Raw genomic sequence first — 13,752 nt, forward strand, 5'->3', positions numbered from 1 at the left:
TTTGTAAGCGGCTAACTTATCCAAGGTTTATGACAGAACATCGCAGTTCCACCGGCCTCGGATTGACCTCGCGAGAGATACAAGAGCTATGCCAAGGTCTCGCAATTGCCAGCTTCCGGATCCAAAAAAACCCGCAGTCCATCAGGGCTGCGGGCTTGCCGGGCGACGCCGGATTGGATCCATGTAACCGCCCGTCAATCAGGCGTCACGGGCTGTTACAACAACACTCAAACCTTGTGCGGCGCCGGTTGCTGTTGGGTAAGGCAATGGATATTTCCGCCCCCCAGTAACAACTCGCGACCCGGCACCATCACCACTTCGTGTTGCGGGAACAGGTTCTGCAGGATTTCCTTGGCCTGGGCATCCAGGGGATCGTCGAAACTCGGAGCGATGATACCGCCGTTGACGATCAGGAAGTTCACATAGGAACCGGCCAGGCGCACCGACGGATTACGCTCCTGGGTGCCATCCACCGGGTCGACGCCCGCGCACTCTTCTTCGGTGGCGTACAGCGGTCCGGGAATCGGCATCTTGTGCACTGTGAACGGGCGACCCTTGGCGTCGGTGCTGTCTTGCAGCACTTTCAGCGCCGCCTGGCAGCGCGGGTAGTTCGGGTCCTGCGGGTCGTCGGTCCAGGCCAGCAATACTTCGCCCGGGCGCACGTAGCAGCAGAAGTTATCCACATGGCCGTCGGTTTCGTCGTTGTACAGGCCATCCGGCAGCCAGATGACTTTATCCACAGCCAGGTTGACGCTGAGCACCGCTTCGATCTCGGCACGGTTCATGTGCGGGTTGCGATTGCGGTTGAGCAGGCATTCCTCGGTGGTGATCACCGTGCCTTCGCCGTCGACGTGAATCGAGCCGCCTTCGAGCACGAAGCCCTCGGTGCGGTAACGCGGGCTGCGCTCGATCTCGAGGATCTTGCCGCCTACCTGCGAGTCACGGTTCCACGGCGAATACAGGCCGCCGTCGAAACCGCCCCAGGCGTTGAAATCCCAGTTCACGCCACGGACTTCGCCCTGGTCGTTGATGACGAAGGTCGGGCCGGTATCGCGGACCCAGGCGTCGTCGCTGGACATCTCCACCAGGCGGATATTCGGCACGTCCAGGCGGGCCCGGGCGTTTTCATACTGGCCCGCGGACACTGCCACGGTTACCGGCTCGAAGCGGGCGATGGCCTTGGCCACCGCTACGTGCGCGGCTTGCGCCGGCTTGCCGCCCAGGCGCCAGTTGTCCGGGCGCTCGGGCCAGATCATCCAGGTCTGGGTCTGCGTCGCCCACTCGGCGGGCATGTAGAAGCCGTCGGCGCGAGGGGTGCTGTGCAAAGTGGTCATGGGTTCAGGACTCCAGGGAACCGTCGAGGGTTTTGATCGCGCTGTACAGGTTCGGCCGACGGTCGCGGAACGAACCCCAGGCGCTGCGAATGTGTTCCAGCTCGTCGAGGTCGAAACTGTGGACAAGAATACCTTCTTCAGTCTCGTTCAGTTCTTCAACCTTCTCGCCGAACTGGTTGGCGATGAACGACGAGCCGTAGAAAGTGATGTCGTAGCCGTCCTGCTCTTCGTTGCCGATGCGGTTGCTGGCGATCAGCGGCATCAGGTTGGCGCCGGCGTGGCCTTGTTGCACGCGCTGCCAGTGGTCGCGGGACGAAATGCTCTTGTCGTGGGGCTCGCTGCCGATGGCGGTCGGGTAGAACAGGAGCTCCGCACCCTGCAGGGCCATGCTGCGGGCGCACTCCGGGAACCACTGGTCCCAGCAGATGCCCACGCCGATTTTCGCGTAGCGGGTGTTCCACACCTTGAAGCCGGTGTCGCCCGGATTGAAGTAGTACTTTTCGTGATAGCCGGGGCCGTCCGGGATGTGGCTTTTACGATAAATCCCGAGGTTGCTGCCGTCGGCGTCGATGATCGCGATGCTGTTGAAACGCGCCCGCCCGGCCAGTTCATAGAAGCTGATCGGCAGCACCACCTGCAGCTCCTTGGCGACTTTCTGGAAGTGCGCGATGGCCGCATTGCTTTCCACCGGGGTCGCCAGCTGCAGGTAGTCCGGGTTCGGCTTCTGGCAGAAGTACGGGGCCTCGAACAGTTCCTGGATCAGGATGATCTGCGCGCCTTTGGCGGCGGCCTCGCGGACCAGCTTTTCCGCGGTCTCGATATTGGCTTCGAGGTCCCAGGAACAGGCCATCTGGGTTGCGGCGACGGTAACGATACGGCTCATGGATCATCTCCTGGGCAGCAGCAAAGGACCGAGGGTGGCATCGGTCGATGACAAAAAAGGGAATGCTCAGGCGCGGCTTGAGCCTGTCCTGATAGGGACGACTTTATATCCGATAAAAATCGACTTTAAAAGCCTAAAAACAAAGCATCCAAAAATTAACCCCTATAAACATCGATTATTATCGATATTTATAGGGATTCAGGGGTGTCAGTGCCGACGCTATCGCGAGCAAGCTCGCCCCTGCAGGGCATGCCTTTCTATGTAGGAGCGAGCTTGCTCGCGATCCGAATGCAGGGCATTCGAGTGGGGCCTAGAGCCCCTCCTCCAGCACCTTGGCCAACATGTCGACAAAGAAGTCGACGCTCTGGCGCGTGGTGACCATCGGCGGCTTGATCTTGAGGATGTTCAGGTCATCGCCGGTGGGCTGCATGAAGATCCCCAACTCGCGCAGGCGATCGCACAGCAGGGCGGTCTCCTGCGTGGCCGGCTCCAGGGTCTGGCGATCGCGGATCAGCTCCAGGCCGAGGTAGAACCCCGAGCCATGCACCGCGCCCACCAGCGGATAACGCTCGATCAGGGCTTCGAGGCGCTGCTTGAAGTAGCCACCGACCACCTGGGCGTTTTCCCAGAGTTTTTCTTCCTGCATCACGTCCAGCACCGCCATGCCGATCCGGCAACTCACCGGGCTGCCGCCGGCCGAGGAGAAGAAATAACCTTCGGCCTCCAGCGCTTCGGCGATCTCCCGGCGGGTGATCACCGCCCCCAGCGGCTGGCCGTTGCCCATGCCTTTGGCCATGGTGATGATGTCCGGCACCACGCCCTGCTCTTCGAAGCCCCAGAAGAACGTGCCCATGCGCCCGTAACCGACCTGCACCTCGTCGGCGATGCACACCCCGCCCTGGGCGCGGACCAGCGCATAGACCTGCTTCAGGTAACCCGGCGGCAGGGCGATGCCGCCGGCGTTGCCATACACCGGCTCGCAGATGAAACCGGCCAATTGGCGATTCTGCTCCGCCAGTTTGGCCAGGTTGTGTTCGACGCTGCGCACGTAGTCCGCGGTGCTGTCCTGGCCGCGGAACTCGCCGCGATAGGTATTGGGCGCGGTCACCGGATGCACCCAGTCCGGGCGGCTGCTCAGGGCCTGGGGGTTGTCGGCGATCGAGGTGGACACCGCATCCGCGCCCACCGTCCAGCCGTGATAGGCCTCCAGCACGCTGAGCAGGTCGCGCCCGCCGCTGTAGGCCCAGGCCAGGCGGATCGCCAGGTCGTTGGCCTCGCTGCCGCTGTTGACCAGGAACACCCGGTCCATGGAGTCCGGCGCCAGCTCCAGCAAGCGCTCGGAGAACTCGGCAATCGCCGCGTAGTGGAAACGCGAGTTGGTGTTGAGCAGCGACCATTGGCGCGCGGCCTCAGCAGCCATCCGTGGATGGCCATGGCCGAGCACCGCGACGTTGTTGAGCATGTCCAGGTAGGAACGGCCCTGCATGTCGATCAGGTGGTTGCGCCAGCCGCGCTCGATGCGTGGCGGGTCGACGTAATAGTGCTTCTGCGAACGGGCGAAACTGGCATCGCGGCGCGCCAGCAAAGCGTGCGAGTCGAGCTCCGGCTCGGCGTCGCAGGCCAGGCCCAGCAGAGCCGCCGGCGACGGGCACAGCGCCTGCCATGCCGCGGCCCGCGAGGGCGTGCAGAACAGTGGTGGATCGAGCTGCGCGCCACGGCACAGCTGGACCTTGAGCCCGCCATCCACCGCCCCCAGCACCTGGCCTTTGACCAGCGCCGCGCCGGCATGCACCGAGGGCGTGACGCCCCACAGCCGCACACTCAATTGCGGGCCATCGAGGCGCAACACACCGTCGGTGGCACGGTGCAGCACCCCAGCAAAAGGCGCTTCGACCGCCGTGCCGGACGGTACCTGCAACTGCACGTGCAACGGGAAAGTGTCCGGCTCGACGGCACTGTCCGGACAGGTCTGGGACAGGCGGTACTGCCCATACCGACTGGCTGCCAATCCATGGGCCGCCGCGGCCTGCTGCAACAGCCGGGTATCGATCTCCGGCTGCTCCCAGTTGCCGGCCTCGAAATGCGGGCTGAGCACGCCCAGGTCGATCAGGGCGAACTCGCGCCCCACCAGGCCCGGCAGCAAGGGGGCGAAACCTTCGCTGGCGATGGCCGGCAGAGACTGGCCGACCGCCGCGAGGATCGCCGCTTCCATCAACTCGAACGGCACCGAGGTGGCGACGCGGAAGATCTCCCATTCGTGGCTCAAGTTGTCGCGGCTGTACTGGTTGCCCGGGTCGATGCTCACCTGCTGTTCGCCACTGAGCACCAGCACCGCGGCGCGGGCCACGATCAGCGGCCACAGCGCCAGCAACTCGGCCTGCTGCAGTGGATTGACCGCGTGATAGGCGCGGACCGCCGGCAGGATGCAGAACGGATCGCCCTCGGCATGGTGCAGCAGCGCCGCGCAGGTCACCGACAGGTCAGTGATGCGCCAGGTGCGGATCAGGTCGCCGAAATCGATCACCCCCTGTACCTGCCAGTGGCGCTGGGCGTCACGCTGCCAGACCACGTTGTCGTCGGTGATGTCCAGGTGGATCGCCTGCATCGGCAACTGCTCGGCCAGGCGCTGCACACGACGCTCGGCCTGCTCGGCCACTTCGGCGATCAGGCGGCGTTGCTGTTCGTCGGCGATCACCGGCAACAGGTGATTGATCAGGCTATGGGCGTGGCGCGCGTCCCATTGCAGGGTGCGTTCCAGGCCCGGGTGCCGGAAGTCCGCCAGGGCCAGGTCCATCTGCCCGCACAACCGGCCGAAGCCGGCCGCCAGCTCGGGGCCCAGGTGCTTGAGGTGGGTCAGCGGCTGGCCTTCGATGTAGTCGAGCAGGCGCACATGCACCGCCTGGCCGTCGACTTCCAGGGACAGCAGGTCGGCGCCGTTCTTCGCCGGGATCACCCGGGGTACGTGCAGCTCGGGGTGGCTGCCCAGGTGCTTGAGCGCCGCATGTTGCGCCTGCAGTTCCAGGGCGGCGTAGTCGCCACGGCAGATCTTCAGGACAAAACGCCCCCGGGGACTGTCGAGCCGGTAGTTGAGATCCTGCTGGCTGCCCAACGATTGCAGCGTGCCGCCAAGGCCATAGTGCACTTCGAGCAGGTCCAGCGCCTGCTGCGGGGTGACTTGCGGACCGGGCAGACTGGCGCGGTGAATCAACGTGGCGAGCAACATGGAACGACCCCTGGAATTATTGTCAGATGCGTATATCGCCACTGCGCCAGGCGTTACGCAACCCCCTGGTCCGGGCAGCCGACAAGGGCTTCACTGCCACCGGGAAGGCAAACAGGATGCCAATACCCGGGCCAGACATCGGCGGCCCTTGCAGCGGCCGCTGGCTGCCGACAAGCTATGCTCCATTCGCGACTCCATGTCTTAGGGAAGAAGGCCTACCCATATGCGCATTCTCGTTACCGGCGGTGCCGGCTTTATTGGATCGGCGCTGATTCGCCACCTGATCCGCAACACCGAACACGAGGTGCTCAACCTCGACAAGCTGACCTACGCAGGCAACCTGGAGTCGCTTTCGAGTATCGCCGCCGACACCCGCTACGAGTTCGTCCAGGCCGATATCGTCGACCAGGCCAGCGTCAGCGCCGTGCTCGAGCGTTTCCAGCCCCAGGCGATCATGCACCTGGCCGCCGAGTCCCACGTCGACCGCTCCATCGACGGTCCGTCGGACTTCATCCAGACCAACATCGTCGGCACCTACAGCCTGCTGGAAGCCGCCCGCGCCTACTGGCAGGCCCTGCCGCCGACGGAAAAAAGCGCCTTCCGTTTCCACCACATTTCCACCGACGAGGTGTACGGCGACCTGCACGGCGTCGACGACCTGTTCACCGAAACCACGCCCTACGCCCCCAGCTCGCCCTACTCCGCCAGCAAGGCCGCGTCCGACCATCTGGTCCGCGCCTGGCAGCGCACCTACGGCCTGCCGGTACTGGTCACCAACTGCTCGAACAACTACGGGCCGTTCCACTTCCCGGAAAAACTCATCCCGCTGGTGATCCTCAACGCCCTGGCCGGAAAACCGCTGCCGGTGTACGGCAACGGCCTGCAAGTGCGCGACTGGCTGTTCGTCGAAGACCACGCCCGCGCCCTGCTCAAGGTGGTGACCGAAGGCGTGGTCGGCGAGACCTACAACATCGGCGGCCACAACGAACAGACAAACATCGACGTGGTACGCGGCATCTGCCAACTGCTGGAAGAGCTGGCGCCACGCAAGCCCGAAGGCGTGCAGCACTACGCCGACCTGATCACCTTCGTCCAGGACCGCCCCGGCCACGACCTGCGCTACGCCATCGACGCCGGCAAGATCGAGCGCGAACTGGGCTGGGTACCGCAAGAAACCTTCGCCAGCGGCCTGCGCAAGACCGTGCAGTGGTACCTGGACAACCAGGAATGGTGCCAGCACGTGCAGGACGGCAGCTATCAAGGGCAACGGCTCGGTTTCACTGACTTCAAGGATCTGATCGCATGATGAAAGGTATCGTTCTGGCGGGTGGCTCGGGCACCCGCCTGCACCCGATCACCCTGGGTGTGTCCAAGCAACTGCTGCCGGTCTACGACAAACCGATGATCTATTACCCGATCTCGGTGCTGATGCTGGCCGGCATCAAGGACATCCTGCTGATTTCCACCCCCCAGGACCTGCCGCAGTACCGCAACCTGCTGGGCGACGGCAGCCAGTTCGGGGTGCGCTTCAGCTACGCCGAACAACCATCGCCGGACGGCCTGGCGCAGGCGTTCCTGATCGGCGAGGAATTCATTGGCGACGACCCTGTGTGCCTGATCCTCGGCGACAACATCTTCCACGGCCAACACTTCACCGAGAAGCTGCAGAACGCCGCGGCGAAACCCTCCGGAGCGACGGTCTTCGGCTACTGGGTCAAGGACCCGCAGCGCTTTGGCGTGATCGACTTCGACGCACAGGGCAACGCTCTTTCGATCGAGGAAAAGCCTCTGCACCCCAAGTCCAGCTACGCCGTGACCGGGCTGTATTTCTACGACAACTCAGTGGTCGAGATCGCCAAGGCGGTCAAGCCTTCGGCGCGCGGTGAACTGGAAATCACCGACGTCAACAATGCCTACCTGCAACGTGGCGACCTCAGCGTCGAACGTTTCGGCCGTGGCTTCGCCTGGCTCGACACCGGCACCCACGACAGCCTGCTGGAAGCCTCGCAGTACGTGCAGACCATCGAGCACCGCCAGGGCCTGAAAGTCGCCTGCCTCGAGGAAATCGCCTACAACCAGGGCTGGATCGACCGCGAGCATCTGCTCGAACACGCCAAGTACTTCGGCAAGACCGGTTACGGCCAATACCTCTATAGCCTGGCGGGGGAAACCCAATGAAGGTCCTGGCCACCGAACTGCCCGGCGTGCTGATCATCGAGCCCAAGGTCTTTGGCGACGAGCGCGGTTTTTTCTACGAGAGCTTCAATGCCAAGGCGTTCGAAGAAGCAACCGGCGTGCGCACCCAGTTCGTCCAGGACAACCATTCGCGCTCGCAAAAGGGCGTGCTGCGCGGCCTGCACTACCAGATCGAAAACACCCAGGGAAAACTGGTGCGGGTGGTCGCCGGCGAAGTACTCGACGTGACGGTGGACATCCGTCGCAGCTCGCCGCACTTCGGTAAGTGGGTCGGGGTGCGGCTGTCCGCGGACAACCATCGCCAGCTGTGGGTACCGGAAGGCTTCGCCCATGGCTTCGTGGTGCTGAGCGAGTACGCCGAGTTCCTCTACAAGACCACCGACTACTACACCCCGGCGTCCGAACGCTGCATTCGCTGGGACGATCCGACCCTGGCCATCGACTGGCAACTCACAGGCCCGGCGCAGCTCTCGGCCAAGGATCAGGCCGGCAAGTTGCTCAGCGAAGCCGAGCTGTTCCCATGAGCGGCCGATTGAAGATCCTCATCAGCGGCCAGCACGGCCAGGTCTCCCAGGCCCTGCAACAGCGCCTGGGAAACCAGCATGAATTGATCGTGCCCGGACGCGGCCTGCTCGACCTGACAAACCCGGACGCCATTCGCCAGCAAGTGCGCAGCCTGCGCCCGCAGCTGATCATCAACGCGGCCGCCCACACCGCCGTCGATCAGGCCCAGAGCGAACCGGACCTGGCCTTTGCAATCAATGCCAGCGCCCCCGGGGTGTTCGCCGAGGAAGCGCGGGAACTGGGCATCCCGCTGATTCACTACTCCACCGATTATGTCTTCGACGGCAGCAAGCAGGCCCCCTACACCGAAGACGATGAACCCCACCCGCTGAGCGTCTACGGCCAGAGCAAGCTCGCCGGCGAACGGGCCATCGCCGCGGCAGGTGGCGAACACCTGATCCTGCGCACCAGCTGGGTGTATTCCAACACCGGCAAGAACTTCCTGCTGACCATGCAACGCCTGCTGCAGGAAAAACCGCACTTGCGCGTGGTCGCCGACCAGATCGGCGCGCCTACCTGGGCCGGCACCATCGCCGCCAGCACTGCCGCCCTGATCGAGCGCTGGCAGGCAGGCCAGCCAGGAGCCTGGGGGACCTACCACCTGACCGCGGCTGGCGAGACCTCCTGGTTCGGCTTCGCCCAGGCCATTGGCGAGCACCTGCTGGCCCAAGGCAAAGCCTGCGCGACCCTGGAGGCGATCCCCTCCAGCGCTTATCCGACACCCGCGCCACGGCCGCTGAACTCACGCCTCGATTGCCGCCGCCTGGAGCGCGAGTGGGGCGTGCGCCAGCCTGAGTGGCGCAGCGCATTGCACGAGTGTCTTGCCGGGCAGGGGTAGGCATAATGCGCTTGTACCCACAGGCGCATCGTCCCCATGACTCCACCCCTTCCCCGACGCCCCCGCTGGCGTAGCCTGGCTTTGCTGGCCCTGTGCCTGGCGCCGCTGCTGTGGCCGCTGGAGCACCTGGCCGAGCGTTATTACCGCAGCGAACTGGCGGGCCAGAACCGCCAGACCCTCGACCTCTACGTCGCTAACCTGCTGGGCACCCTGCACCGCTATGAGGTGCTGCCGCAGATTCTCGGCGAGCTGCCGGCGTTGCGTGCGGTCCTCGGTGCGCCGGACGATGGTGTGACCCAGGGCAACGCCAACCGCCTGCTGAAAAACATCAGCGCCCAGACCGGGGCCGAAGTGATGTACCTGATGGACACCTCCGGCAACACCCTGGCGGCGTCCAACTGGGACAAGCACGACAGTTTCGTCGGCCGCAACTTCTCCTTCCGCCCCTATTTCAGCGAAGCCATGGCCGGACGCCTGGGGCGTTTCTTCGGCCTGGGCACCACCTCGGCCAAGCGCGGTTATTTCTTCGCCGCCGCCGTGCGCAACGGCGAGAAAATCATCGGTGTGCTGGTGGTCAAGGTCGACCTGGACCACACCGAAAGCCTCTGGGGCAAGACCCCCGAGCAACTGGTGGTCACCGATCACAATGGCGTGGTGATCCTCACTTCGCGCGCGGAATGGCGTTTCCGCTCGACCCGCCCGCTGACTGAAGACGAAAGCCAGGCCATCGTCGCCATCCAGCCCTACCCGACCCGCGATCCACGGCCGTTGAACCTCGACTCCAATGCCTGGCTGACCCAGACCCGGCAGATCGACGAAACCGGCTGGAGCGTGAGCATCCTCGCCCCGCGTACCCTGATCGATCGCCCGGTGCGCACCGTGGTGGCGGTGGGCGGCGCCACGCTGCTGGTCTTGATGCTGCTGCTCGGCTTGATGATGCAGCGCCGTCGCCACTACCTGGAACGCATCGCCTTCGAAGCCAAGGCCCGGCGCGAGCTGGAAATGCGCGTGGCCGAACGCACCAGCGACCTGGAAGGCCTGAACCGTCGCCTCAAGCAGGAAGTACTCGAGCGCGAACACGCCCAGCAGGAACTGGTGCGTGCCCAGGACGATCTGGTGCAGGCCGGCAAGCTCTCGGCCCTGGGCACCATGTCGGCGAGCATCAGCCATGAGCTCAACCAGCCGCTGGCGGCGATCCGCAGCTACGCGGAAAACGCCGAGGTGCTACTGGACCACCAGCGCACCGAGGACGCCCGCGGCAACCTCAAGCTGATCAGCGAACTGACCGGGCGCATGGCCTCGATCATCGCCCACCTGCGCGCCTTTGCCCGCCGCGACCGCCACGCGCCGGAAAGCGTCGCCCTGCAACCGGCGCTGGACGATGCCCTGGCACTGCTGGCCAAACGTCGACGGGCGATGGAAGTGGAGCTGATCCGCGACCTGCCGGCGGCCACCCTGTGGGTCGAGGCCGGGGAGACGCGGCTGCGCCAGGTGCTCGGCAACCTGCTGGCCAATGCCCTGGACGCGCTGACCGAAAAAGGCCCGCCGCGCAAACTCTGGCTGAGTGCCGAATCCACCGCCACGGGCGTCAATCTGTACATTCGCGACAACGGCCCGGGCTTCTGCATGGAGGCCCTGGGCCGCGCCGGCGAGCCTTTCTACACCACCAAGACCCGCACCCAGGGCCTTGGCCTGGGCCTGGCGATCTGCGACACCCTGATGCGCGCCTTCGGTGGTGAACTGTCATTCTCCAACCACCGCGAAGGCGGCGCCCTGATTACCCTGCGGCTGCGCGCCGGCGCGCCGGGAGTGAGCCTGCAACCGTCCGAGGACCGCAGCGTATGAGTACACCGATCACCAGTGACGTACAGGTGGTGTTGATCGACGACGATCCGCACCTGCGCCAGGCCCTGAGCCAGACCCTGGACCTGGCCGGGCTGAAGATCCTGCCGCTGGGCGAAGCCCAGGGCCTGGCCGCGCGCCTGGAGCGCGACTGGCCGGGGGTTGTGGTCAGCGACATCCGCATGCCCGGCATGGACGGCCTCGAACTGCTCGGCGAACTGCACGGCCAGGACCCTGAGCTGCCGGTGCTGCTGATCACCGGCCACGGCGATGTGCCGCTGGCGGTGCAGGCGATGCGCGCCGGGGCCTATGACTTCCTGGAGAAACCCTTCGCCAGCGATGCCCTGCTCGACAGCGTACGCCGCGCCCTGGCCCTGCGCCGCCTGGTCCTGGACAACCGCAGCCTGCGCCTGGCCCTGAGCGATCGCCAGGAGCTCAGCGCGCGGCTGGTCGGGCTGTCGGCGCCGATCCTGCGTCTGCGTGAACAGATCGGCGCCCTGGCGGCGACCAAGGCCGACGTGCTGATCCTCGGCGAGACCGGCGCCGGCAAGGAAGTGGTGGCGCGGGCGCTGCACGACCTGTCGAGCCGGCGCAACGGCCCGTTCGTGGCGATCAACGCCGGCGCCCTGGCCGAATCGGTGGTCGAAAGCGAACTGTTCGGCCACGAGCCGGGGGCCTTTACCGGCGCGCAGAAACGCCGCATCGGCAAGTTCGAATTCGCCAACGGCGGCACGCTGTTCCTCGATGAAATCGAAAGCATGAGTCTGGATGTGCAGGTCAAGCTGCTGCGCATGCTGCAGGAGCGTGTGGTGGAACGCCTGGGCGGCAATCAACTGATCCCGCTGGACATCCGCATCATCGCCGCGACCAAGGAAGACCTGCGCCAGGCGGCCGACCAGGGGCGCTTCCGCGCCGACCTGTATTACCGCCTGAATGTCGCGCCGCTGCGTATTCCACCGTTGCGCGAGCGTGGCGAAGATGCCCTGCTGCTGTTCCAGCATTTCGCCGACGAGGCCAGCGCCCGCCACGGCCTGCCGCCCCACGAACTGCAACCCGGGCAGCGCGCCCTGCTGCTGCGCCACAGCTGGCCGGGCAATGTGCGCGAACTGCAGAACGCCGCCGAACGCTTCGCCCTCGGCCTGGAACTGGCCCTGGACAACAGCGCGGCGGATGGCGGCTCCTCGCAGCCGGCGCCGACGGTGGTCGAGGGCGGCCTGAGCGAGCAGGTGGAGAACTTCGAAAAGAGCCTGATCGCCGCCGAGCTGGCCCGCTCCCACAACTCCCTGCGCAGCCTCGCCGAAGCCCTGGGTATTCCGCGCAAGACCCTGCATGACAAACTGCGCAAACACGGCCTGAGCTTCGGCGACAGCGGCGCCAGTTCGGGCGGCGACGATATCGAGTGAGCGATGCCGACTAATCTTGTTAATGCACCATTTCACCACCGAGGCCCTGCATGAACCGCGACAGTCGTCACCTGGAATCCATCCTCCATCACGACATTCCCCTGACGCGGGACATGGGCCTGAAAGTGCTCGACTGGCACGCGCATGAGCTGCGCCTGCAACTGCCGCTGGAAGCCAACGTCAATCACAAGAGCACCATGTTCGGCGGCAGCCTGTATTGCGGCGCGGTGCTGGCCGGCTGGGGCTGGCTGCACCTGCGGCTGAAAGAAGCGGGGATCGACGACGGGCACATCGTGATTCAGGAAGGGCAGATCAATTACCCGCTACCGGTGACCAGCGACGCCACGGCCATCTGCGCCGCGCCGAGCGAAGAGGTGTGGCACAGGTTCGTGACCATGTATGAGCGCTACGGCCGCGCGCGGCTGATCCTGCACACCCGGGTGGTGAATGCCGGCAGCAATGAAGATGCGGTGCGTTTCACCGGGCAATACGTGCTGCACCGATGAGCCTGTAGCCGCTGGCGCAGCCTGCGATCGGCTGCGCAGCAGTCGTAAACGGCCAGCGCGGTGTGTCAGACGGAATATCGCCAGTCGATCCACAGCCGCTTCGCGCGCAGGCTGCGCCAGCGGCTACAGGGATCAGCCGCGCGCCAGCTCCAGCAAGCGCCCACGCCATGCGGCCTTGGCCGGCAGCGCCAGGAAGAAGCCATTGAGCAGCGACTCCCGCGCGGGGTAGCAGAACGGCGCGCCATTCAGATCCAGCACCTCGCCTCCAGCGCCCTCCAGCACGCCCTGGGCCGCTGCGGTGTCCCACTGCGAGGTCGGCGCCAGTCGCGGATAACAATCCGCCGCGCCTTCGGCCAGCAGGCAAAACTTCAACGAGCTGCCGATGTTCGCCAGCTGCAACTCACCCAGGGTCGCGCTCAACCCGGCCAGCAGACGCTCCTGCTCGGGGCTGGTATGGCGACGGCTGGCGACCACGGTGAAGGCTTCGCCCGCCGTCAGGCTGTCACGCACGTGGATCGCCACCGGCGCCTGGCCCTTGTCCGCGCGCCAGGCACCGAGGCCGGCGCCGCCGAAATAGCAGCGACCGCTGGTCGGCATCGACACCACGCCGAACACCACCCGCCCCTGTTCGATCAGGGCGATATTGACGGTGAACTCTTCGCTGCCGGAGATGAACTCCTTGGTGCCGTCCAGCGGGTCCACCAGCCACCAGCGCTGCCAGCCGGCACGCACGTCCTGGGGAATGTCGGCGTCTTCTTCGGAGAGCACCGGGATGCTCGGGTCCAGCGCGGTCAGGCCTTGCACGATCAGGTGATGGGCCGCCAGGTCGGCGGCGGTCACCGGCGACTCGTCGGCCTTGCTGGTGACGGCAACGTTGGCGCGCCAGAACGGCAGGATCGCTTCGCCTGCCTGCAAGGCCAGGTCGATCACCGGCGCCAGCAACGGATGGGGAAAATTCATCGA

At 65.3% G+C, this 13,752-nt stretch carries 11 protein-coding genes; 7 read left to right on the forward strand and 4 right to left on the reverse strand.

Features of this window, described 5'->3' with window-relative positions:
* Positions 1-227 precede the first annotated feature (227 nt).
* The 3 genes from aguA to AC07VU_RS09580 all read right to left on the reverse strand — a co-directional run bounded on the left by aguA (position 228) and on the right by AC07VU_RS09580 (position 5,440).
* Complete coding sequence (gene aguA, locus AC07VU_RS09570; RefSeq protein WP_495029778.1) at positions 228-1,334, reverse strand: agmatine deiminase; 1,107 nt, start codon at positions 1,332-1,334, stop codon at positions 228-230.
* A 4-nt stretch (positions 1,335-1,338) separates the two neighbouring features.
* Entirely contained in the window at positions 1,339-2,217 is an 879-nt protein-coding gene (gene aguB, locus AC07VU_RS09575) for an N-carbamoylputrescine amidase (RefSeq protein ID WP_457275441.1), read from the reverse strand.
* A 310-nt stretch (positions 2,218-2,527) separates the two neighbouring features.
* Entirely contained in the window at positions 2,528-5,440 is a 2,913-nt protein-coding gene (locus tag AC07VU_RS09580) for an aminotransferase (RefSeq protein ID WP_495029779.1), read from the reverse strand.
* Between the two features lie 223 nt (positions 5,441-5,663).
* Between AC07VU_RS09580 and rfbB the strand changes: the two genes are divergently transcribed.
* From rfbB to AC07VU_RS09615, 7 genes are read left to right on the forward strand one after another with little or no spacing between them, the layout of a single operon-like run.
* Complete coding sequence (gene rfbB / locus AC07VU_RS09585; protein WP_114760201.1) at positions 5,664-6,746, forward strand: dTDP-glucose 4,6-dehydratase; 1,083 nt, start codon at positions 5,664-5,666, stop codon at positions 6,744-6,746.
* Entirely contained in the window at positions 6,743-7,618 is an 876-nt protein-coding gene (gene rfbA / locus AC07VU_RS09590) for a glucose-1-phosphate thymidylyltransferase RfbA (RefSeq protein WP_092418937.1), read from the forward strand. Before rfbB ends, rfbA begins: the two co-directional genes overlap by 4 nt.
* A complete protein-coding gene (gene rfbC / locus AC07VU_RS09595) occupies positions 7,615-8,160 on the forward strand; it encodes a dTDP-4-dehydrorhamnose 3,5-epimerase (protein WP_009041723.1) in 546 nt (181 codons plus the stop codon). The genes rfbA and rfbC overlap by 4 nt, the downstream gene beginning before the upstream one ends.
* Positions 8,157-9,038, forward strand: a complete 882-nt coding sequence (rfbD, locus tag AC07VU_RS09600) for a dTDP-4-dehydrorhamnose reductase (RefSeq protein WP_495029780.1) — start codon at positions 8,157-8,159, stop codon at positions 9,036-9,038. Before rfbC ends, rfbD begins: the two co-directional genes overlap by 4 nt.
* Positions 9,039-9,074: 36 nt before the next feature.
* The gene (locus AC07VU_RS09605; RefSeq protein WP_007931700.1) at positions 9,075-10,883 is read left to right on the forward strand and encodes a sensor histidine kinase; all 1,809 of its coding nucleotides are present in this window, start codon (positions 9,075-9,077) and stop codon (positions 10,881-10,883) included.
* Positions 10,880-12,283 (forward strand): sigma-54-dependent transcriptional regulator, encoded by a 1,404-nt coding sequence (locus tag AC07VU_RS09610; RefSeq protein WP_087089617.1) that lies wholly within the window; start codon positions 10,880-10,882, stop codon positions 12,281-12,283. Before AC07VU_RS09605 ends, AC07VU_RS09610 begins: the two co-directional genes overlap by 4 nt.
* A 50-nt stretch (positions 12,284-12,333) precedes the next feature.
* Positions 12,334-12,789 carry a YiiD C-terminal domain-containing protein gene (locus AC07VU_RS09615; protein WP_274305252.1) on the forward strand — a complete coding sequence of 152 codons (456 nt, stop codon included), beginning with the start codon at positions 12,334-12,336 and terminating at the stop codon, positions 12,787-12,789.
* Between the two features lie 132 nt (positions 12,790-12,921).
* Here AC07VU_RS09615 and cysQ read toward each other — a convergent pair whose 3' ends face one another.
* The gene (cysQ, locus tag AC07VU_RS09620; RefSeq protein ID WP_277589972.1) at positions 12,922-13,749 is read right to left on the reverse strand and encodes a 3'(2'),5'-bisphosphate nucleotidase CysQ; all 828 of its coding nucleotides are present in this window, start codon (positions 13,747-13,749) and stop codon (positions 12,922-12,924) included.
* Between the last annotated feature and the right edge of the window lie 3 nt (positions 13,750-13,752).

This window comes from Pseudomonas sp. GW821-FHT02B10, from assembly GCF_059421865.1.

What these genes read in the sequence shown, in the direction of transcription:
- aguA (WP_495029778.1), bottom strand. Translation starts at nt 1,334, where the DNA reads ATGACCACTTTGCACAGCACCCCTCGCGCCGACGGCTTCTACATGCCC.
- aguB (WP_457275441.1), bottom strand. Translation starts at nt 2,217, where the DNA reads ATGAGCCGTATCGTTACCGTCGCCGCAACCCAGATGGCCTGTTCCTGG.
- AC07VU_RS09580 (WP_495029779.1), bottom strand. Translation starts at nt 5,440, where the DNA reads ATGTTGCTCGCCACGTTGATTCACCGCGCCAGTCTGCCCGGTCCGCAA.
- rfbB (WP_114760201.1), top strand. Translation starts at nt 5,664, where the DNA reads ATGCGCATTCTCGTTACCGGCGGTGCCGGCTTTATTGGATCGGCGCTG.
- rfbA (WP_092418937.1), top strand. Translation starts at nt 6,743, where the DNA reads ATGATGAAAGGTATCGTTCTGGCGGGTGGCTCGGGCACCCGCCTGCAC.
- rfbC (WP_009041723.1), top strand. Translation starts at nt 7,615, where the DNA reads ATGAAGGTCCTGGCCACCGAACTGCCCGGCGTGCTGATCATCGAGCCC.
- rfbD (WP_495029780.1), top strand. Translation starts at nt 8,157, where the DNA reads ATGAGCGGCCGATTGAAGATCCTCATCAGCGGCCAGCACGGCCAGGTC.
- AC07VU_RS09605 (WP_007931700.1), top strand. Translation starts at nt 9,075, where the DNA reads ATGACTCCACCCCTTCCCCGACGCCCCCGCTGGCGTAGCCTGGCTTTG.
- AC07VU_RS09610 (WP_087089617.1), top strand. Translation starts at nt 10,880, where the DNA reads ATGAGTACACCGATCACCAGTGACGTACAGGTGGTGTTGATCGACGAC.
- AC07VU_RS09615 (WP_274305252.1), top strand. Translation starts at nt 12,334, where the DNA reads ATGAACCGCGACAGTCGTCACCTGGAATCCATCCTCCATCACGACATT.
- cysQ (WP_277589972.1), bottom strand. Translation starts at nt 13,749, where the DNA reads ATGAATTTTCCCCATCCGTTGCTGGCGCCGGTGATCGACCTGGCCTTG.